17 protein-coding genes are annotated in these 20,446 nt (G+C 73.9%); 6 read left to right on the forward strand and 11 right to left on the reverse strand.

Features of this window, described 5'->3' with window-relative positions; genetic code table 11:
- Positions 1–30: 30 nt before the first annotated feature.
- Entirely contained in the window at positions 31–153 is a 123-nt protein-coding gene (locus ACF089_RS19240; protein WP_392027929.1) for a hypothetical protein, read from the forward strand.
- 170 nt (positions 154–323) lie between these two features.
- On the opposite strand, the gene ACF089_RS19245 is transcribed toward ACF089_RS19240, so the two are convergent.
- Positions 324–1,313 carry an ABC transporter substrate-binding protein gene (locus ACF089_RS19245; protein ID WP_392027932.1) on the reverse strand — a complete coding sequence of 330 codons (990 nt, stop codon included), beginning with the start codon at positions 1,311–1,313 and terminating at the stop codon, positions 324–326.
- Between the two features lie 119 nt (positions 1,314–1,432).
- Positions 1,433–2,014, reverse strand: coding sequence for an isochorismatase family protein (locus ACF089_RS19250; RefSeq protein WP_392027935.1), 582 nt, complete (start codon positions 2,012–2,014; stop codon positions 1,433–1,435).
- Positions 2,015–2,196: 182 nt separating this feature from the next.
- Here ACF089_RS19250 and ACF089_RS19255 point away from each other — a divergent pair, with 182 nt between their 5' ends.
- The 3 genes from ACF089_RS19255 (at position 2,197) to ACF089_RS19265 (ending at position 5,494) form a co-directional block, all read left to right on the forward strand.
- Positions 2,197–2,466 carry a hypothetical protein gene (locus ACF089_RS19255; protein WP_392027938.1) on the forward strand — a complete coding sequence of 90 codons (270 nt, stop codon included), beginning with the start codon at positions 2,197–2,199 and terminating at the stop codon, positions 2,464–2,466.
- Positions 2,459–3,088 (forward strand): DUF6879 family protein, encoded by a 630-nt coding sequence (locus tag ACF089_RS19260; protein WP_392027939.1) that lies wholly within the window; start codon positions 2,459–2,461, stop codon positions 3,086–3,088. The genes ACF089_RS19255 and ACF089_RS19260 overlap by 8 nt, the downstream gene beginning before the upstream one ends.
- 219 nt (positions 3,089–3,307) lie before the next feature.
- The gene (locus tag ACF089_RS19265) at positions 3,308–5,494 is read left to right on the forward strand and encodes an ATP-binding protein (protein ID WP_392027942.1); all 2,187 of its coding nucleotides are present in this window, start codon (positions 3,308–3,310) and stop codon (positions 5,492–5,494) included.
- 21 nt (positions 5,495–5,515) lie between these two features.
- Here ACF089_RS19265 and ACF089_RS19270 read toward each other — a convergent pair whose 3' ends face one another.
- Positions 5,516–5,959 (reverse strand): hypothetical protein, encoded by a 444-nt coding sequence (locus ACF089_RS19270; RefSeq protein ID WP_392027945.1) that lies wholly within the window; start codon positions 5,957–5,959, stop codon positions 5,516–5,518.
- Positions 5,960–6,131: 172 nt separating this feature from the next.
- Here ACF089_RS19270 and ACF089_RS19275 point away from each other — a divergent pair, with 172 nt between their 5' ends.
- On the forward strand, positions 6,132–6,989 hold the full coding sequence (locus tag ACF089_RS19275; protein ID WP_392027948.1) for an alpha/beta fold hydrolase: 858 nt from the start codon (positions 6,132–6,134) through the stop codon (positions 6,987–6,989).
- Positions 6,990–7,048: 59 nt separating this feature from the next.
- Here the strand turns inward: ACF089_RS19275 and ACF089_RS19280 are convergent, their stop codons facing one another.
- Positions 7,049–8,053, reverse strand: coding sequence for an alpha/beta fold hydrolase (locus ACF089_RS19280; RefSeq protein ID WP_392027950.1), 1,005 nt, complete (start codon positions 8,051–8,053; stop codon positions 7,049–7,051).
- Positions 8,054–8,669: 616 nt separating this feature from the next.
- Between ACF089_RS19280 and ACF089_RS19285 the strand changes: the two genes are divergently transcribed.
- Positions 8,670–9,080 (forward strand): MazG nucleotide pyrophosphohydrolase domain-containing protein, encoded by a 411-nt coding sequence (locus tag ACF089_RS19285; RefSeq protein ID WP_392028186.1) that lies wholly within the window; start codon positions 8,670–8,672, stop codon positions 9,078–9,080.
- A 176-nt stretch (positions 9,081–9,256) separates the two neighbouring features.
- Here the strand turns inward: ACF089_RS19285 and ACF089_RS19290 are convergent, their stop codons facing one another.
- The 7 genes from ACF089_RS19290 to ACF089_RS19320 all read right to left on the reverse strand — a co-directional run bounded on the left by ACF089_RS19290 (position 9,257) and on the right by ACF089_RS19320 (position 20,282).
- Entirely contained in the window at positions 9,257–9,820 is a 564-nt protein-coding gene (locus tag ACF089_RS19290; RefSeq protein ID WP_392027953.1) for a GNAT family N-acetyltransferase, read from the reverse strand.
- 130 nt (positions 9,821–9,950) lie between these two features.
- Entirely contained in the window at positions 9,951–13,028 is a 3,078-nt protein-coding gene (locus ACF089_RS19295; protein ID WP_392027955.1) for an amidohydrolase family protein, read from the reverse strand.
- A 57-nt stretch (positions 13,029–13,085) separates the two neighbouring features.
- Positions 13,086–15,422, reverse strand: coding sequence for a peptide chain release factor N(5)-glutamine methyltransferase (gene prmC / locus ACF089_RS19300; RefSeq protein WP_392027958.1), 2,337 nt, complete (start codon positions 15,420–15,422; stop codon positions 13,086–13,088).
- Positions 15,423–15,453: 31 nt separating this feature from the next.
- Positions 15,454–16,680 carry an aminotransferase class I/II-fold pyridoxal phosphate-dependent enzyme gene (locus ACF089_RS19305; RefSeq protein ID WP_392027961.1) on the reverse strand — a complete coding sequence of 409 codons (1,227 nt, stop codon included), beginning with the start codon at positions 16,678–16,680 and terminating at the stop codon, positions 15,454–15,456.
- Positions 16,681–16,715: 35 nt separating this feature from the next.
- A complete protein-coding gene (locus tag ACF089_RS19310) occupies positions 16,716–17,834 on the reverse strand; it encodes a prephenate dehydrogenase/arogenate dehydrogenase family protein (protein ID WP_392027963.1) in 1,119 nt (372 codons plus the stop codon).
- Complete coding sequence (gene pabB / locus ACF089_RS19315) at positions 17,831–19,885, reverse strand: aminodeoxychorismate synthase component I (RefSeq protein WP_392027966.1); 2,055 nt, start codon at positions 19,883–19,885, stop codon at positions 17,831–17,833. Before pabB ends, ACF089_RS19310 begins: the two co-directional genes overlap by 4 nt.
- On the reverse strand, positions 19,866–20,282 hold the full coding sequence (locus tag ACF089_RS19320) for a chorismate mutase (RefSeq protein WP_392027968.1): 417 nt from the start codon (positions 20,280–20,282) through the stop codon (positions 19,866–19,868). The genes pabB and ACF089_RS19320 overlap by 20 nt, the downstream gene beginning before the upstream one ends.
- Positions 20,283–20,446 lie beyond the last annotated feature (164 nt).

Genomic DNA, 20,446 nt, shown 5'->3' on the forward strand with positions numbered 1-20,446 from the left:
AGAATGAAGGGAACGAAAGGGGGAAATGGCATGAACCGCTTTAAAAGTTTTGACCTGCTGAACGGGGTGGCCGCGATGAAGGTGACGCGTGCGACGGCGGCCGTGGGGGTTCCGTACCAGTCGGACGAGGACGAGAGCTGGGACCCCGGGTGAGCGCGCGGGGCGGGCGGCCCTCGTATCGCCCCGGGGGAGTGGCGCACTCGTCGTAGACGTCCCGGTCATGCCGGTGGGGGCGGGCGCGGATGTCCGCGCCCGCCCCCACCGGCGATTCTGCTGCGACCGGTCGACCGGTCGACCGGTCAGGCGGTCGGCCGGTCAGCCGGTCACTTGGTCAGCGCGGTCTGCAGCTCCGCGAGGATCTTCCCGGCGGCGGTGTAGCCGATGCCCTGGATCCACAGCTCGTCCTGGACCGAGTGCACGTTCCCCTTCTTCACCGCGTCGAGGTTCTTCCACAGCGGTCCGCCGAGCACCTCGGTGGCCTTGGCCTTCTTCGGGTCGCCGATGGTCGAGTGGAAGATGACGTCCGCGTCGGCGAGGTCGATCTTCTCCGGGCTCACATTCAGCATGAAGCCCTCCTCGGCCTTCTCGGTGACGGCCGGGCGGCCCAGGCCGACATCGGCGAGCAGGGTGCCGATGTAGTTCTCCTTGCCGTAGATGCGGATGTCCGCGCCCTCGACGAAGCGCACCATGTTGACCTCGGTCTTCGCGGCCTTCTCCTTGCCGCCCAGCGCCTTGGTGACCTCGGCGGTCTGCTTCTCGTAGCCCGCCACGGCCTTCTCGGCCTCGTCCTTCTTGCCCAGCGCCTCGGCGTGGGTGCGGAAGTTCTCCTTCCAGGGGAGGCCGGTGGACTCGGTCATGACGGTGGGGGCGATGCCCTTGAGCTGCTCGTACTTGTCCTCGTGCCGGATCTTGCTGGTGAGGATCAGATCGGGGTCGAGCGCCGCGATGGCTTCCAGGTTCGGGTCCGTCATCTCGCCGACGAGCTTCACGCCCTCGACCGTCTCGGCCGGCAGATGGGCCGGGAAGCCGGAGACGGAGTCGGTGCGGGTCGCGCCCACCGGCTTCACGCCGAGGGTGATCACGGAGTCCAGCTCGGCGGTGTCCAGCACGACGACCCGCTTCGGCTCGGCGGCCACCTTGACGTCGCCCATGGCCGTCTTGATCACACGGGTCTGCTGCCCGCCCTTGTCCTCGCCCTTGGCGTCGCCGGACCCGGAGTCCGCGTCGGAGCCGCACGCGGTGAGGGTCAGGGCGCCCGCGAGAGCGGTGGCCAGGGCGAGCGTGCGGCGGCGCGAAGCGATGTTGCTGATCATGGACGTTCTGCTTTCGTGCGGTGGAGGACCGGCGCAAGTTTGGTAAGGCTTGGCTAAGTGTAAATGTGCCTGTCCAGTCCCCTGTCGGCAGATCCGCGCCGGACCGTCCCGGCGGCCCTTCAACGCCCCCGCGAGGGCGGGGCGGTGAAGACCACGCCGGCCGCGGCGGTGGTGATCTCGGCCGTGCCGAGGGCCCACGCGGCGACCCGGGAGACCGCGGCGGCCGGCACCACCTCGCTGATCCCGGGGGCCGCCGGAATGTCGTGCGTCGTATGGGCGTCGTACGGCAGGACGACCCGATAACCCAGCGCCAGCGCGGTCCGCGCGGTGGCCTGCACGCATATCTCCGACATCACCCCGCAGACCGCGAGCGCCCGCACCCCCGAGCCGGCCAGCAGCTCCCCCAGCGACGTCCCGTCGAACGCGTCGGCCGAGGTCTTGCGCACCACCGCCTCCAACGGACCCGCCCCGACCGGATGGTGCAGCTCCCAGCCCGGCGTGTGCGGCTCGTCGCCCGCCCCGGGCGACCCGTCGTTCTGCACATGCACCACCAGCGCCCCGCTCCGCCGCGCCCGCCCGATCAACTCCCCCGTCCGCTCCACCAGCCACCCGGCCCCGGGCACCGCCCGCCCGCCGACGACCGCGTCCGCCTGGACGTCCACCACGATCAGAGCCTGCGCGGAAACACTTCGAAGATCCATCCCCCCATCCTCACCGCGGCCCCCGCCCGCCTCCACCGCGTTTCGCCCGGCGGGACCGGTCCGGCGCACCCGCGGTACGGCGGCCCGGGCCCGGCGAGCCCGTCGGGCCATTGCCCGCTGTGACGGCCCTGCCTACACTGCGTACCGAATCCCCACGGTGGCCGAGCCGAACGGAGGCAGCCATGGCGCGCGCCTGGGAAGCCGATCCCTCCGCCGCCCTGGAGAGGCGGCTGGGCAAGCCCGCCGCGGAACTGGGCAATTCCGACGGACGGGACGACTGCCCGGACATCTGGCGGCTCAGCAACGGGGACATCGCGGTGATCGGCAGAGATCTGACCGACCACTACGGCTCCCGCCTCCCGGACGGCGTGACCCTCGCCGCCGACGAACGGCTGGTCGTCATCCCCGGCGCCCTGCTCAGCGCCGCCAAGCCGGACATCCCCGATGTCTGAGCCCCGCTTCCCGCCCCTCCCTCCCGAGCTGGGCGAACGGCTCGACCGGGAGTCCTACAAACGGGACTTCCGAGAGCGCGACGCCGAGGTCGTCCGGCACGACTCCTGGAAACTGGAGCGGCTCCAGCACTTCGAGGAGCAGGGCAGCGCCAGCCGGGACGCACTGCGCCGGGGCGCGTGGGACGAGGCGCTCGCGCTCCTCGGGGAACGCCGCGACACGCTGCTCGCCCTCGCCCGTGAGGACGAGCGCCGCGGATCCTTCTTCCACCGGGTGCGCGTGGTCGAGAAGCCCCTCACCCCCTACCTCCAGTGGGAGCTCCACTCACTGCGGCAACGGGCCGCGTACGGGGAGCGGGTGCGCGTCGTCGACGCCGGAACGCTCGCCGAGGCGGAGGCCCCCGGCCCGCTCCCCGAGGTCGTCGTCCTCGGCGGACGCACCCTGTACCGAGTCCTCTACTCCGCGTCGGGCGCCACGCTGGGCGCGATCCGCTACACCGAACCGGAACTCGTCGGCCGCTGGGAGCGCGCTGTCGCCGAGCTGTACGGGAGCGCCGAGGACATGGCCCGCTACTTCGACCGCGAGGTGGCGCACCTGCCCCCGCCGAAGCCTCCGACGGAGTAGACGATCACCGGACCCGGCGCGGACGCGGAGCCCTCCGGCGGCTCGCGCAACGAGCTGTCGGGCTCGTCGCGCGACGTCGTCCAGGCCGGAGGCGTCAGCGGCGGGATCCACTTCCACCACTACGGCGCCCCGGAGGAGGAGCCCGCGACCGTCCCCACCCCGAGGCAGCTCCCCGCCGACGTACGCGGCTTCGTCAACCGCGCCCAGGAGCTGGACCAGTTGAACGCCGTGCTCTGCGACGAGGACGGCACGGCGCTCGTGGTCTCGGTGTGGGTGATCGCGGGCACCGCCGGCGCCGGAAAGACCTCCCTCGCCCTGCGCTGGGCCCACCGGGTCCAGGAGCGGTTCCCGGACGGGCAGCTCTACGTCAATCTGCGCGGCTACGACCCCGGGGAACCGGTCACCGCCGAGGACGCCCTGCACCGCTTTCTCACCGCCCTCGGCGTCCGCCCGGCCGCCGTCCCGAGGGATCCGGACGCCGCCGCCGCGCTGTACCGCTCCCTGCTGGCGGACCGCAGGCTCCTGATCGTCCTGGACAACGCGGCCACCGCGGCCCAGGTGCGCCCGCTCCTTCCGGGCAGCGCGGGCAGCCTGGTGGTCGTCACCAGCCGGAGCAGGCTGTCGGGGCTCGCCGTCCGGGAGGGCGCGCGCCGGCTGACGCTGGGCACCCTGCCGCAGGAGGAGGCCGTCGCGCTCCTGCGGGCGGTCACCGCCGGGTACCGCCCCGCCGACGACCCGGACCGGCTCACCGAACTGGCGGAGCTGTGCGCCCGCCTCCCGCTGGCCCTGCGCATCGCCGCCGAACGCGCCGCCGGACGCCCCCATATGCGACTGGACGACCTGATCGCCGACCTCCGGGACGAATCCGCCCTCTGGGACGCGCTCAGCACCGGGGACGACGAGGAGGCCGAGGCCGTGCGGACCGTCTTCGCCTGGTCCTACCGGGCCCTCTCCGACCGGGCGGCACGGCTGTTCCGTCTCCTCGGACTGCACCCGGGACCGGAGTTCGGCCTCGGGGCCGCGTCCGCCCTCGCCGGACTGACCGCCGGGCGGACCCGGCAGCTGCTCGACTCCCTGGTGGGCGCGCATCTCGTGGAGCAGACCGCCCCCGAGCGCTATCAGTTCCACGATCTGCTGCGCGCCTACGCCACCGACCAGGCCCACCACGAGGAGCCGCCCGAGGAACGGGACGCCGCGCTGCGCCGGGTCCTGGACTGGTATCTGCACACCGCCGACGCCGCCCAGAGCCTGCTCGCCCCGGCCGAGGACCGGCTGGAACTCGCCCCGCCCGCCGACGGCGTCCGTCCGGCGTCCTTCCCCGACCGCGACGCCGCCGTGGACTGGTCGGAACGGGAGCACGCCAATCTGCTGAGGGCCGTCCGCGCCGCCGCCCCCGGACGCCCCCGGACCGCCTGGCGGCTCGCGGCCGTGCTCTGGCACACCCAGTCACCGTCCGCGCCCGCGGAGGACTGGCAGCCGGTCGGCCTGATCGGTCTGGCGGCGGCCCGCCGGCTGGGCGACCGCGCGGCCGAGGCCCTGCTGCTCACCGCCCTCGGCATGGGACACACCCGGGCCGGCCGCCCGGCCGAGGGCGCCGAGTGCCATCACGGCGCGCTGACGCTCCTGCGCGAGCTGGGGGACCGGTCGGGCGAGGCGCACTCGCTCAATCTGATCGGGCTGACCCACCTGCGCGGCAGACGCCTGGCCGAGGCGGCGCACCACTTCGCGCAGGCCGTCGACGCCTTCGGCGAGCTGGGATCCGCGCACTGGGCGGCCACCGCGCTCGCCAACCTCGGGAGCACCCATCTGCGCGCCGGGCGTACGGACGAGGCGGCCGTCGCCGTCCGGCGGGCGCTGACGGCACACCGCGCTCTCGGCAGCCGCCGGGGCGAGGGCAACGCGCTGCGGCTGCTGAGCGAACTGGAGCGCGAGCGGGGAGAGCCCGAGCGGGCCCTTGAGGCGGCCGACGCCGCGCTGGAGATCGCCCTCGGTCTGCGCGACGCACGGCTGGAGGGCTTCTGGCTGATCTGTCTCGGCGACGCCCAGCAGGCCGTCGGAGCCCTCGCGGACGCCCTCGTCTCCTACCAGCGATCGGCCTCCCGGCACCGAGGGCTCGGGGACCGCGGCCGGGAGGCGCTGGCCTGGCACGGCGCGGGGCAGATCTATCGGAGGCTCGGCCGCGCCGACGAGGCGGCCGGCTTCCACCGCCGCGCGGCCGCGGCGCATCGCGCGCTCGGCGACGGCTGGAACGAGGCCCTGGCGCTGGACGGCCTGGCCCGGGCGGTGTCCGACCGTGATCCGGAGGCGGCGCGGCGGCATGGGGCGGAGGCGCTGCGGCTTCTGGCGGGTCATGACGATCCGCGGGCTCGGGAGGTACGCGCCCGGATCGCCGCGCGGCTGCGCTGAGGGCGGGACGCGCGGACGCGCTCAGTACCGCAGCGCCGTCCCCGTCTCCGCGCGGACGTCGCCCGAGAGATCGCGGTTGCTGCGGGCCGTGGCCTTGGCGGAGGAGCCGGCGGGGATGTCGGGGAGGGTGACGAGGACGGTGTCGAGGAGATTGCCGCCGGGGTCGCGGTAGATGATCTGGACGGCGAAGGATTTGGGGGAGCCGGCGGTGTTGCGGGCGGTGATCACGACCGTGGTGCGGCCGTCGGCGTCCCTGTCGGGGGCGCCGAGGGTGACCTGGTCCTTGGCGTTGACGCCGCCCTTGATCTCGTGGAGCTTGTCGTCGACGGCGGCGGTCGCCGAGGCGATCGCGCGGGAGGCGACGTCGGACGGGCCGCCCTCGCCGTCGGAGCAGCCCGCGGCCGGGACGGCCAGCGCCGCCGCGAGCCCCGCCGCCGCCAGGCACCGCTTCCACCGCGTGTTCACGCCGTACGCCTCCTCCGTCGGGAATCCGGACTCCAGTCAAGGAGCGGAGGGGCGCGGGCGCACGCCGGGTGCGCCGGATGGGCCAGTGGACGGGTGAGGGGCCGTTAGGCGGCGGGGCGGAGGGGGAAGGGTGAGGGCGCTCGTCGGAAGCGGGCCCGGTGAGAGGGGAAACATGGAAACCGCCGACGTCAACGGGGTCTCCCTGGCCTTTCGGGAGACCGGGGACGGCGAGCCCGTCGTCTTCGTCCACGGCGACCTCAGCGATCTGCGCACCTGGGACGCGCAGCTGCCCGCCGTCGGGGCGGCGTACCGGGCCATCGCCTACAGCAGACGCTACGCCCGCCCCAATCCGGACATCCCGCCCGGCGTCCCCAATCCGATGGGCCCGCACGTCGACGATCTGCTGGCGTTCCTGGAGCGGGTCGGGGCCGCCCCCGCGCATCTGGTCGGCAATTCGTGGGGCGCGTTCATCAGTCTGCTCGCCGCGATCCGGCGGCCGGAGGCGGTACGGAGCCTGGTGCTGGAGGAGCCGCCCGTGGTGCCGCTGCTGCTCAGCGATCCGCCCCGCCCGGCCGAGCTGCCGCCGCTGCTGCGCCGGCCCGCCGTCCTGCGCGCGCTGCTCGGATTCCGGATCGGGACCCTCGCGCCGGCCGGCCGGGCGTTCCGGGCCGGCGACGACGAGCGGGCGATGCGGATCTTTCTGCGGGGGGTGCTGGACGAGCGGGCGTACGCGGGACTGGCCCCCGAGCGCGTACCGCAGATGCGCGAGAACCTCTCCGCGCTGAAGGCGGGGCTCTTCGACGCGGGGACGCCCCCGCTCGACCCGGAGGACGTCCGCGCGCTCCGCGTCCCCACACTGCTGGTGAACGGTTTCCACAGCGCGCCGCTGTTCCACCGGCTCGTCGACCGGCTGGAGGAGCTGCTGCCGGACAGCGAGCGGATCCTGATCCTGCACGCCTCGCATCTGATGCACGAGGAGAACGCCCCGGCGCTGAACGACGCGGTGCTGGACTTCGTCGGGCGGCACTGAACGGCGGCGGGCCCGGCGCGGGGTGCGCCGGGCCCGCCGCCGTGCGGCGCGTCGGCGGATCAGCCGCCGGCGCTCCGGCGCTTGCGGGAGGTCACGACCAGCGCCGTGCCCGCGAGGAGGGCCGCGCTCGCGAGTCCGCCGAGGCCCGCGAGGGCCTTGGTCCGGGTGCCCGTCGCGGCCAGCGCGGGCCGGTCGGCACTGCCGGAGGCGGCCTCGCGGAGCACCTTGGTGACGGTGTCGGGGTGGGACATCATCGCCACGTGCGAGGAGTTGATCTCGATGGTGCGCGACTTCGCGCGCCTGGCCTCGAAGCGCTCCAGATCGGGCGCGATGGCCTTGTCGTTCTTGGCGACGACGAACCAGGACGGGATGGTCTTCCAGGCCGCCGCGGTCGCCTTCTCCGCGAATCCGGCCGCCGCCACGGGCCGCTGCTCGACCGCCATCACCTTCGTCTGGGCGGTGGAGAGGTCGGCGGCGAAGACGGAGTGGAACTTGTCGTTCTTGATGTACAGGTCCGAGCCGCTGCCGTGGGCGTCGGTGTACGGGACGGGCCGCAGGGCGGGCTGGAGTTCGCTGCCGGGGAACTTGCCGGAGAGCCCGGCGGGCGACTCGCCCACGTCGGGCATGAAGGCGGAGATGTAGACCAGCGCCTTGACGTTGGGGTTCCCGGCGGCGGCCTGGCTGATGACCGCGCCGCCGTAGGAGTGGCCGGCGAGGACGATCGGGCCCTCGATGGACTCCAGGACGGACGCCACATAGGTCGAGTCATTGCCGACGCCCCGCAGCGGGTTGGGCGGGGCGACCACGTTGTAGCCGTGGTGCTGGAGGCGTTCGACGACGTCGTTCCAGCCGGACGCGTCCGCGAACGCGCCGTGCACGAGGACGACGGTCGGCTTGGCCCTGCCGTCGGAGCCGCTTCCGTCGGCGGCGACGGCCGGCGCGGCGCAGAGCGCCGTCGTGGCCAGGGCCAGGGTGAGCGCGCCGGTCCGGCGCAGAGCGGTGAGGGGTATGCCGGATATGCGGCGACGGTTCGACGGGGCGGCGGAGGGCGGTGACACAGCCATGGTGCTCTCTTCTCTGACGGAGGGCTGTCGCTCCTCAGCGTTCGCGCGCCGGGCCCCTCGCGCGCGCCGCGTGGCGCGGGAGAGTGAAAACGCCGACCGTCCGGGTGAGGCGCGGGTGTCGTCGCAGCTCAGCCGCCCGGCCGGCGCACGGGGGAACGGGTCGCGAAATTTCCCTCGATACGTGAACAACCAGGGCGGTGGTGTTCGCCGTCTTGCTGCACGGCGGGGGACGCCCGGGCGGGCGGGGCTACGGCGAGAGGGCGGGGCTGTGACGGTGTTCGCTGATCCTTCGGACCGGGGGCCGCGCGGCGGAGCGGCGCGGGCCCGGCGGCGGGGCGGGGTGCGTCGCGGCGTTCTGCTGCTGTGCGCGATATGCCTGACGGCGGGCGGTGCGGCCCCGGCGCTCGCGGCCTCCGGCGCCGGTGCGGCGGCGGGCGGTGCGGCCGGGGGCGTGCCGTACGGCGAGGGGCCGGGCGCCGGGGTGCAGCCCATACTCTCCGACACCGGCATCGGTCATACGCTCAGCGCCGTGCTGCTCGGCGCGGCCCTGATCGCGGTCGGGCTGACCTTCTTCCACCGGGGCCGGGAGCCCCGTCCGCCGCGTAGAGTCGGCCGGATGAAGCAGTCGCCCGCCGCCCTGGTCCAGGAGTTCCACCGCGCTTTCGGGCTCGACGCCCGGGCCGTCCCGGCGGAGGTTCCGCCGGAGCTGGCGGCGCACCGGCACGAGCTGCTGGCCGAGGAGTTCGCGGAGGTGGCGGAGGTCTCCGTCGACGGTCCGCTCGACAGCCTGGCGCACGAGCTGGCCGACGTCGTCTACGTCGCCTACGGCACGGCGCTGGTCCACGGCATCGATCTGGACGCGGTCCTCGCCGAGGTGCACCGCGCCAATATGTCGAAGCTGGGGCCCGACGGCGTGCCCGTGCTGCGGGAGGACGGCAAGGTCCTCAAGGGCGATCACTACCGGGCCCCGGACATCGCCGGGGTGCTGCGCCGCCAGGGCTGGCCGACGACGTCCGACTCGCTCTGACCCGACCCGACCCGACCCGAACCGAGCTGAACTGAGCCGAGCCGAACCGGGCCGAGCCGCCCGAACCGAGCCGCCCGGCCCCGCGCGAATGGCCAGAACTCATGCCGGACGGCCCCGGCGCCCCGCCCGGAGAAGGAAGGCCCCGTCCGGGGCCTCCCTCCCGTGTCAGCCCCGCGTCACGAAGCGTCCCGCGCCGCGCGCCACTCCGACGCCAGCATCGCGTAGTGCAGCTCGCCGCCCCACTCGCCCTTGAAGATCTCGGACTCCACGAAGTGGGCCTCCTTGCGCAGGCCCAGCCGCTCCATGACCCGGGCGGAGCCGCCGTTGCGCGGATCGCAGCGGCCGATGATCCGGTGCAGATCCATCTTCTCGAAGCCGATGCGGAGCATCTCGACGGCCGCCTCCGTCGCGTACCCCTTGCCCTGGAAGCCGGGGTGGAAGACATAGCCGAACTCGCCCTGCCGGTGCTCCTCGCTCAGCCAGACGAGCAGCACATAGCCGATGACCTTGCCGTCCAGCTCGACGGCGGTCATCAGGGTGTCCTTCTCCTTGCGCAGAGCCGTCTGCTCCAGCCGGACCGCCAGCTCCTTGGCGTTGTCCTCGCGGGTGCGCGGCTCGTTGAAGAGATAGCGGGCCACGTCCTCCCGGGACTCGAACTCCAGCATGTCGTCCTCGTCGCGCGCGGCGAACGGACGGATGACCAGACGTTCGGTCTTGATGGGCTCAACGAGTTCGAACATGAACAGTCCCTGCGTTCTCGAAGGATGCGGATGAGTGGGTGGTGTCACCACGAGTCTTCAGCACACATGATCATCGTGTGGTCACACCAGAGGTTTTTCGCCAAGGGCCCCGGTCGCCGAGGGGGCCCGGTCACGGCGGCGGGGCCGGGCGGGAGCGGCAGCAGCCCGGGGACGGCGCCGGGGCGGCCGGCGCGGCCGCCGTCCGCGTACGGGGGAAACGGGCGAAGGGGGCCAGCAGTTCCCGCACCGTGTGCCGGTGGCCGTCCACGAAGACCTGCTCGATCCGGGCGGCGGCGGCGATGTCCCGCAGCGGGTCCCCGTCGATCACCAGCAGATCGGCGCGGGCCCCCGGCCGGATCACCCCGAGCGTGCCCGCCGCGCCCAGCGCCCGGCCCGCGTTCCCGGTCGCCGTCCGCAGCGCGTCGACGGGGGTGAAACCGTGCTTGACCAGCGCCCGCAGATTCTGGTGGATGCCGATGCCGACGGAGTCCAGCGGCGCGTCCGTGCCCGCGACCACCGTGCCGCCCGCGCGGTGCACCCGCAGCAGCAGATCGACGTCGCCCGCCGTCCAGGCGCGGTCCAGCTCGCCGCCCGGGGTCGCCGCGTGCTCCGCGCGGGCCAGCAGCGCGGCGTACTCCCAGGAGGGGAAGAGGGTGCGGGTCCTCGGGTCCTCGATGAGATCGCGGCTGTCCAGAAACAGCTCATGGGCGAAGAGCAGTGTGGAGGAGATGTACACCCCGGGGCGGCTGAGCAGCCGCACGGTGTCCTCGGCGGCGCGCCCGCCCGCGTAGCTCAGGGTGCGGGAGTAGCCGAGCCGGTTCTCCCCGCCGGTGTGCTCCATGCCGTTGAAGCCGGTGGGCAGCGCCGGGTAGAGATAGTGCGAGACGGCCTGGACGCCCGCCTGCCGCAGCCGCCCCACCAGCCGTCTCTCCAGCAGCACCGGAAGGCGCTGGTAGGACTTGACGACGTGGTAGCCGAGGCCGGTCACCCGGAGCAGCTCGCGGTCGAGCTGCTCCTCGGAGGTGACGGAGCGCATGAAGTCGAAGCGGACCCGCGCGCCGTCCAGCGGCTCGCCCGAGCCGAGATAGCGCGGCCCGGTGACCGCGCCCGAGTGCAGGGCCTCCCGGGTCTCGGCCATCCGGTGGGCCGGATCGCCGGTGGAGCGGCTGGTGGTCACCCCGTACGCCAGCCAGAGCGGCCCCTGCCGCCCGCCCCACTGGCGGCCCCGGTGGTGCCAGTGGTTGTGGACGTCGACGAGCCCGGGGATGACGGTGCGGGCGCTCGCGTCCACGGTGGGCGCGGGGGAGCCGGGGCGGACCGGTTCGACGGCGACGACGACGCCGTTCTCGACGGTGATGTCGACGTCCCGGCGGTAGCCGTCGCCCTCGCCGTCCCAGAGCGCCCCGGCGCGTACGACGGCGCGGGGCGCGGCCGGGCGCTGCCGGCAGACGAGCGAGGTGGCGAGCCGGACCGGCCGGCGCCGCCGGCGGCCGGGCGGCAGCAGGGTCAGCTCGCCGACGGAGAGGAAGAGCACATGTCCGGCGGCGGAGACGGAGACCGCGTCGGCGACCCGGTCGCAGAGCGGTACGGGCGGTCCGGTGACCGTCCCGTCCGGTGCGACGGGCACCCGGTGCACCAGGCTCTCGGCGACGACGATCATCGCCTTTCCGTCCGGGGTCCACACCGGTCCGTCGTCGCCGCGGGTGGCGATGGAGCGGTACGGGGCGATGGGCCGGGTGACGGTCCGGCCGGTGGCGACCTCGGCGGTCAGGACCCGGTTGTATCCGGCGGTCTCCCGCTCGGAGGCGGTGACCAGGACGGCCATCGAGAGCCGGGCGCCGTCCGGGGACCAGGACGCCTTGCCGGGTTTGTCGGCGGCGGGGAGCAGTTCGCGGCTGGTCCCGGCGGCGAGGTCGAGGATCCGTACGGCCCCGGCCTCGTCCTGGAAGGCGATCCGGTCGCCCGAGGGCGAGACGCTGGGGCGCAGCGCGCCGCCGGGGTGGTCGGTCAGCTGTTCGTCGGGGCCGCCGCCGGGGGTGTGCCGCCACAGGTTGGGGACGCCGGACCGGTCGCCGCTGTAGACGACGGAGCGTCCGTCGGGGAACCAGTGCGGGTCGTTGGGATCCCCGCCGTCGACGATCCGCACCGGGGCGGAGCCGAACCGCATGAGCCAGAGCGCGCCCAGCGCCCGGAAGCAGACCGAGGAGGCGTCGGGTGAGATCGCCGGTCCGGCGATGCCCCGGACGGGGGCCTCGCGGGGCGGTGTGACGGGCCGCGCGGAGACCGGGGGCGTGCCGGGCGGCGCGAGCACGGCGGTGAACGGGATCGCGGCAGAGGTCCATGGCGCGCCGGTGGGCGCGGCGGGCGCGGTGCGGCGGAGGAGGAGGCCGTCGGCGGAGCCGTGGACGAGTTCGCGGGCGCCGGTCCAGGCGGGCGGGAAGGGGCCCGGCTCCTCGGCCGGTCCGGTCACCGCCCGGCCGTCGACGTACAGCGTGGCCCGGGGGCCGTCGACGGCGACATGGGCGAGCGCGCCGTCCGGTCCGTAGCCCGTGCCGCGCAGCACCTGTCCGGGGGGCGCGGTGCGGACCACGGTGCGCTCGCCGGTCGCCGGGCGCAGGGTCTCCACCGAGGTCTCCCCGGCGATGTACGCGAGGAGCCGGCCGTCGGGATGCCAGGCGGGCGAGCGGTAGGAGCGCCGGTCGTCGGCCCCGGCGACGGCGCGGGAGCTGCCGGTGGCCAGGTCGAGGATCCGGATCGTGCTGGTGTCGCCCGCGTCGGAGACATAGGCGATCGCCGTGCCGTCGGGGGAGACGGCGGGCTCGATGTCGTACTGCGGGCCGGAGGTGAGCCGTTCCACCGCGAGGGTGGCGACGTCCACCGCGCACAGGTCGTACCGGCCGTGGCGGAAGGACTGGAAGGCGACGCGGGCGCCGCCGGGGAAGAACGACGGCCAGGTCGCGTCCTCGGCGTCGTCGGTGAGCCGCCGGGCCGGACCGCCCCCGGACGGCATGAGCCAGAGCGCGTTGACGGCGTCGTGGACCAGCCGCCCGGTGGCGGGGTCGTGGGAGAGGGCCACATTGGTGGCCCGGTCGATGGCGATGCCCGCCGGGGCGGCGAGCGCCGGGGCGGTGAGGGCGGCCGGGTCCACGGCCGCCGCACCCCCCAGCGCCACGCCGCCCCGCAGCATCGCGCGTCTGCTGAGACTCATGCGCTGTGCTCCAGGTCGTTCACGTCCGGCGCCGCGGTCCTCTTCGGGGCCACCGGCTCATCGCCCGGCGCGCCGGGCGACGACATAGCGGGGGAAGCCGTCGTGGTCGGTGTGGCTCACGACGGCCTCGAAGCCGGCGGCGGTGACGATGTCGACGACCTCGTCCACCACCGCGTCGTAGTGCTCGACGGCCAGCACCCCGCCGGACTTCAGCAGCCGGGCGGCGGCGGTGACCACCGAGCGGAGCACGTCGAGCCCGTCCCAGCCCGCGTAGATCGCCTCGGCCGGCTGGTGCACCGCCCACTCCGCCGGGATCACCAGCCGGTCCGGCACATAGGGCGGGTTGGCGGTGACCAGGTCGACCGTGCCGTCCAGTTCGGCGAGGAGCGCGGGGTCGGCGGCGTCGCCCCGGACGAAGTCGACGGCCGCGGGCACCTGCCCGGCCAGCCGCCGGGCGTTGCCCCGCGCGCACGCGACGGCGGCGGCGGAGAGGTCGACGCCGGTGACGACGGCTCCGGGCCGCCGCGCCCCGAGCGCCAGCGCGATCGCGCCGGAGCCGGTGCACAGATCCACGATCCTGGGCCGCTCGCCGTCGGCGGCCGCGAGCGCGTCGGAGACCATGGCCTCGGAGTGCACCCGGGGGATGAAGACGTCCTCGTTCACCTCCAGTTCGAGGTCGAAGATCTTCGCCCGGCCGGTCAGATACTCCAGCGGCACCCGGTCGGCGCGCCGGGAGACCAGCGCCTGGTAGGCGTCGCTCTGCTCGGCGGTCAGCTCCGCGTCGAGGTCGATCGCGTCCGGTCCGGTGGCGAGGACGTGCGCGGCGAGCGCGACGGCGTCCTGCTTGGGGGTCCAGACCTGGGCGGTGGTGAGCACCTCGCGCGCCCACTCCACCTTCGTACGGACCGAGGGGGCGTCGTCCCGTACCGGCGCGCCCCACTTGGCGCGGCAGTTGGCGTAGTACGTCCGCATCCACTCGACCATCTTGGGGTGCAGCCGGGAGGAGGCGATCAGCTCCGGCGGCGGGGTGAAGTCGGTGTCGATGCGGTCGGCCCAGTCGGTGTAGAGGGGCTTGAGGTCGGCCCCCAGATACTCCTGCCAGTCCGTGGGCACGTGCCAGTGGTGCTCGTAGCCGGTGGCGAGCATGTGCTCGACGGTGGTGTCGATGGCGGACTCGCGGCTCACGCCCTCCAGCGGCCTGCGCTCGGGGGTGAAGATCTCCAGATCGAGTTCGGGCGTCTCGCCGTGCAGCCTGCGGGCGAACTCCTGGGCCAGCAGCGGGGAGAGGAAGAGCCCGTCCCGGTAGGTGCCGGTCATCATCCACAGTCCGCTCAGCGGGGTCTCGCCGAGGAGCGGGAAGCCGTCGAGGGAGACCGGGCGGTTGCCGACCTGGACCCCGGCGACGCTGCTGGACCAGAGATTGCGGCGGATCTGCCGGTGCGAGCACTCCAGCAGGAAGAGCAGGTCGCGCATGACGGGATCGGCCAGCGGACGCGGGTTGATGATGTTGGTCGCGCCGACGTAGACCCGGGCCATGCCGCGCGGGACGATGTGCAGTCCGCAGGCGAACGCCCGGTTGGGGGTGCGGATCACCGACTCGGGCGCGGTGCCGTCCTGGGTGGAGACGGTGGCCGAGACGCCGTATCCGGCGACCAGCCGGGGGATCCGGTCGCCGAGTCCGGGCACCGAGTCGACCAGGCCCTGCGCGCCGACGCCGCTCGCCAGCACGACCTTGTCGGCGGTGAGGGTCCGGCCGTCGTCGAGCACGACCCCGCGGGCCCGGCCGCCCTCGTGCACCACCGAAGCGGCCTGGGCGTCGAACAGCTCGACGCCCCGGCGCACCGCGGTCGCCTCCAGCCGGCGCAGCAGCCGGCCGGAGTCCACGGCGTGCTCGCCGGGTATGTGCAGCGCCTTGAGCGGGCGGGAGTTGGGGTCCGGGTCCAGCCAGCCGATGTCCTCGGGGTCGACCGTCTCGTACGGCTCGGCGTGCTTGTCGAGCGTGGCGCGGATCGCCTCGTAGTTGTCCGAGTCGATCGCTCCGGTGCCGACCGTGTTGAGGATGACGGTGGTGCCCTTGGCGGTGAGGATGTCGCGCGGGTCGGCGGCCCCGTCGGAGATGGTCTCCAGCCACTCGGGCCAGACGTCCTTGGCCCGCAGGTCCAGCTCGAACTTGGCCGCCCCGTGGGCGTTGTTCAGCAGTCCGGTGGTCACCTCGCCGAAGCAGCCGAGCATCGCGCCCGCCGCCGAGGAGGCGGCGAAGGGCCGGGCGCGGCGGCCGATCAGGGCGACGGACGCGCCCCGGCCGGCCAGTTCGACGGCGAGCGAGGTGCCCAGGGAGCCGTTGCCCACGACGATCGCGTCAAAGCCGGAGGCGGTGGCGGTGCTGTCGTTCATCGAAGCTCTTCCTTTACCTGGTGGCCGGTGGTCAGGCGGTGGCGAGGCAGTCCGCGACGGACTGGATCTGCTCGGGGGTGTGCTGGGCGGAGAGCGCGAACCGCAGCAGCCCGGTGCCCTGGGCCACGACGGGATAGAAGACGGGGAAGCAGAGGATCCCGGCCTCCCTGAGCCGTACCGCGCCCTCGAAGGCGGCCTCCTCGGTCTCCATGGCGAGGCCCCGGATGGGCGAGCGGGCGCCCGCGTTGACCAGGCCGCCGCCGCTGTTGGCCTTGTCGAACAGCTCGACGTTGGCCCACAGCGCCTGCTGGAGCCCGTCGACGGTGCCGTCGAGGTGCATCCGGGCCGACTCGGCGTTGGCGAGGATGTGCGTGATCATGTTCGAGTGGCCGAAGACCATGGGGTTGGCCTCGCGGCGCAGCAGCGTCACATCCTCCGGACCGTGGGTCAGGAGGAAGCCGCCGGAGCCGCCGAACGCCTTGGACAGCGAGCCGACGAGCAGCACGGACGGCGGGATCCGGCCGCCCAGCGCCTCGAAGGCGTAGCCCGCTCCCGCCGGTCCGCTGATGGAGATGCCGTGGGCGTCGTCGATGTAGACGTAGCCGCCGAGTTCGGCCGCCGCATCGCTCAGCGCCGCGACGTCGATCAGCCCGCCCATCGAGCCGATGCCGTCGACCAGGACGATCGGGGTGCGGCCCGAGGTGCGCGCCAGTTCCATCGCGGCGGTGAGCGAGGCGGGGTCCTCGACCCGGAAGCGGGTCGCCGGGCCGACCTGTTCGAGCACCCCGCGCAGCGCCTGCATCGAGGCGTGGGCGGTCCGCTCGATCACGAACAGCGGGCCCTCGCCGCCGATCGGATAGCCGGGCAGCACTCCCGCGCCGAGCAGCGGCAGCACTCCGAGGTGCACACTGCTGACCGAGTTGAAGACGAGCGCGGACATGCCCGGGTAGATCGAGCCGAGCAGTTCCTCCAGCAGCCGGGCCTCCACGGGCTCGACGCTGTTGCGGGAGGACGAGAAGTGGGTGCCGTAGGTCTCCAGCGCGGTGCGCGCCGCCTGGACCAGCCTCGGGTGGTCCTCCAGCCCGAGATAGGAGCAGGAGACGAACTCGACGCACTCCTCGCCGGTCTCCAGCCGTACGGACTTGCCGGTCCGCCGGGTGATGGTGTGGCCGGTCAGCCCGGCCCGCACCGCACGGTCGTACATGTCGGTGGTGGCGGCCGACCTCCGCGCGATCCGGTTCGGCAGCGGGTCGTTCATGACGCCCTCCTGGTGTCTCAAGGGGTGGCCCGGGCTCACGGCGAGCCGGAAGAGTCGTGCGGTGCGGGGGAGTGGTGCGACTCGGGGGTACGGTGCGGTCGGGCGGGGGCCTCCGCGGCGGGGGCGGCGGCCCCCGCGGCGCCGGCGGCGGCCGGGCGGGCGATGAGCGCGGTGAGCATCCGGGCCGCGTCGTCGGCGGAGCCCCGCAGCCCGTCGCCATACCACCCGGAGATGTCGGCGAAGAGATCCCGGAACTGTTTCTCGCCGTTCTCGCCGTTCTCGCCGTCGCCGGGCGCGCCGCTTTCGCCGCTCTCGCCGTTCTCACCGGGCGCGCCGGCCCCGCCGCCCGGCCGGGCGCAGTCGTCGAGCGCGCCCAGCGCCGCGCCCAGGGCGTTCCGGGCGTCGGCGGCCTCCTCGCCCGCGGCCTGGATGTCCCAGTACGTCTCCACGTCCGAGGTCAGCACCCGCGCGGCCAGCGCCAGCAGCGTCCGGGTCGGCGGCGGCGCGCACGCCGCCACCGTCCCCGGGTCCAGCCCGAGCCGGGACAGCGCGGCGGCGAAGGAGAGCAGCGCCGCGTGGGTGAGCGCCTGTACGGAGGTGACGTACCGGTCGTGTTCGCGGTGGCCGAGCCGCTCCACCCGCGCGCCGGTGGAGCCGATCAGCTCCAGCAGCGCCTCGCAGCGCGGGCCGCCGCGCAGCAGGGAGGCGGTGATGGCGTTCCCCGTCCAGCCGAGCGAGGGGTGGAAGAGCGGATTGAGGCTGAGCACCGGGCGGGGCGCGAGCCTCTGTTCGGCCTCCGTGAGGAAGCGGTGCTTGTGGGAGAGGGTCTCCACCAGGGTGACGTCGGGGGACGTCGACGACGCGAGGACGCCGACGGCCGACAGCGCGGCCTGCTCGGGCACCGCGAGGAACACGGCGTCGGCGCGGCCCAGTTCCCGCCGCAGCTCCTGGGTGGGGTCGCCGACGTCGGCGCGCAGAAGGCGCGGACCGCCGTCGTCGCCGTCCGCGGGTGCGGTGTCGGCGACGACCGTCTCCCAGCCGCCGGAGAGCAGCAGTCCGGAGAGGAGCCGGCCGACGTGCCCGTGGCCGACCACGACCGCGCGGCCGGGCGGGCGGCCGCCCGTCTCGCCCGCCGCCGGGCCCGGGCCGCTCATGACTCCTCCACGGCGGCGTCGAGCGCGGCGAGCATGGCCCGCGATTTGACCAGGGTCTCCTCGTGCTCCTCCTCCGGGTCGGAGAGCGAGACGATCGCCCCGCCGACGCCGAAGGTCGCGGCCCGCTCGCTGGTGACGACCGTACGGATCACGATGCTGAGGTCGGCGGCCCCGCTCAGCGACAGCCAGCCGATCGAGCCCGAGTAGTAGCCGCGCGCCCGCCGCTCCAGCTGGTCGATGATCTCCATGGTGCGGACCTTGGGCGCGCCGGTCATCGAGCCGCCGGGGAAGGCGGCGCGGACGCACTCCACGGCCGAGCGGTCGGGGGCGATCCGGCCCTCGACGGTGCTGACCAGCTGGTGCACATGGGAGTAGGTCTCGACGTCGAACAGCTTGGGCACATGGACGGAGCCGACCGTGCAGACCCGGTTCAGATCGTTGCGCAGCAGATCGACGATCATCAGATTCTCGGCGCGGTCCTTGGGGTGGGCCGCCAGCTCGCGCCGGATCGCCTCGTCGTCCTGGGGGCTCGCCCCGCGCGGCCGGGTCCCCTTGATGGGCTTGGCCTGCACCCGGCCGTCCCGGCGGACCTGGAGGAACCGTTCGGGGGAGGCGCTGAGGACCGCGTCCTGACCGAAGCGCAGATACGCGCCGAACGGCACCGGGCTGATCGCGCGCATCCGCAGATAGCTCTCCAACGGCGCGTCCAGCGGGGCGGACTCGGCGGTGTTGGTGAGGCAGATCTCGTACGACTCGCCGTCGGTGATCGCGTCGAGGCAGGACTTCACACTGCCGAGGTACGCGGTCCGGGGCTGGTCGAAGCGGAAGGCGCGGGTGATCGAGCCGGACGGCTCCGGGCGGGGCGCCGGCGGCCGCTCGGGGTGGCGGTGGACCGCTTCGGCGGTACGGGCGAACCAGTCGGCGCTCGCCCGTACGGTCGCGCCGAGCCGGGGATCGGTCAGCGCGAGCAGATGGGTCCGCCGCTCCTGGTGGTCGATGACCACGGCCCGGTCGGCGAAGATCAGCCGGCCGTCCGGCATCGGGGAGACATGGACGGAGCCGCCGCCGGTCTCGGCCTTCAGCTCGTACCCCAGCGCGCCCACATAGCCGAGGTTGAAGTCGATGGGGAGCCCGGCGGGCTGGGGCGCCCGGCGCTCGGCGAGCCGCTCGCCGAGATGCTCGAAGAACCCTTCGGCGACGGTGGTGACCTCGCCGTTGTGCTCGATCGTCCAGGTCCGGTCCGGCACCGAGTACGACAGATACTCGGCGAGCGGGCCGGAGTCGTCGCCCATGATGCTGAAGCGGCTGGTGGGCAGCGAGTGCCGGGAGCTGTCGAGCCAGAAGGCGTGCTCGGACTCCCCGTACAGCTCGCTGAAGAGCCCGGCGGCGTCGGGGTGGGCGTCGAGCGTGCGGCACTCGACGCGGCGGCCGTCCCCGACCGGCGCGGACCGCGCGGCCCGCGGACCCGGCCGGCCCGCGGCGCCGAGCGCCAGCTCACGGAAGTTGTGCATCAGCCGGCAGCCGTACTCGGTGAGCACCGACTCGGGGTGGAACTGCACGCCCCACTGCGGGGCCCGCCGGTGCTGGACGCCCATCACCACGCCGTCGGCGGTCCAGGCCACGGGGGTGAGATGGGCGGGCAGATCGGTGACCGCGAGCGAGTGGTAGCGGACCACGGTGAACGGCGAGGGGATCGAGTCGAAGAGACCGGCCGACTCGTGGAAGACCTCCGAGGTCCGGCCGTGCGTCGGCTCGGGGGCGTGGCCGACGGTGGCCCCGGCGAAGTGCGAGATGCCCTGGTGGCCCAGGCAGATCCCGAGCACCGGGACCCGGTCCTGGCGGAGCGCCTGCGCCGAGATGCCCAGATCGCCCTCGCGCTGCGGACGGCCCGGGCCCGGGGAGACGACCACGGCGTCGTACGCGTCGAGGTCGATCTCCTGCCACGGGGTGTCGTTGGTGACGACGTGCGGCGGGATCCCGTACACGCGGTGCATCAGGTCGTGGAGGTTGTAGGTGAACGAGTCGTAGTTGTCAATGAGAAGGGTGCGCACCGCGCTCCACACCTCCGACCATGAGGGAGATCCGCTCCCGGGCCGCGTCCACCGGGGCCGAGTGGCCCTCCTCCTCCCGGCAGGCGTCCGAGATGAGGGTGGCGAAGACGTCCTGGAGCGCCAGCGGATTCATGCCGTTCTCCAGCGCGAAGTCGGTGGCGCGCTCCAGGACGAACCGGACCCGCCCCGACTGCATGACGGGGATGTCCTTGGACTTCTTGAGCACGCCGATGCGACGGGTGCAGTGATGGCGCATCAGCAGGGCGTTGAGGATGATGCGGTCGACGGCGTCGAGGTCCGCGCGGAGTTCGCGGAGCATCTCCTGCTGTCCCTGGAAGGCGTTCTCACAGGGGCTGGGCGGGCCGTCCTGAAGGGCCGCTTGCTCACCGGTGGTCATCGGACGTTCTCCTGTGGACGGGCCGGTACCGCTCCGGGAGGCGGGTGCGGCGGGTGGGGGTGAGGGTGGGGACGCCGCGGCGGCGGGCGCGGGGGCGGCGGGCGCCAGGGTGCCGAGCGCGGGGGCGGCGGGTGCGGGCGCGGGGGCGCTCACGGCGACGGAGG

This window comes from Streptomyces sp. NPDC014894, from assembly GCF_043080985.1.
Lineage (GTDB): Bacteria > Actinomycetota > Actinomycetes > Streptomycetales > Streptomycetaceae > Streptomyces.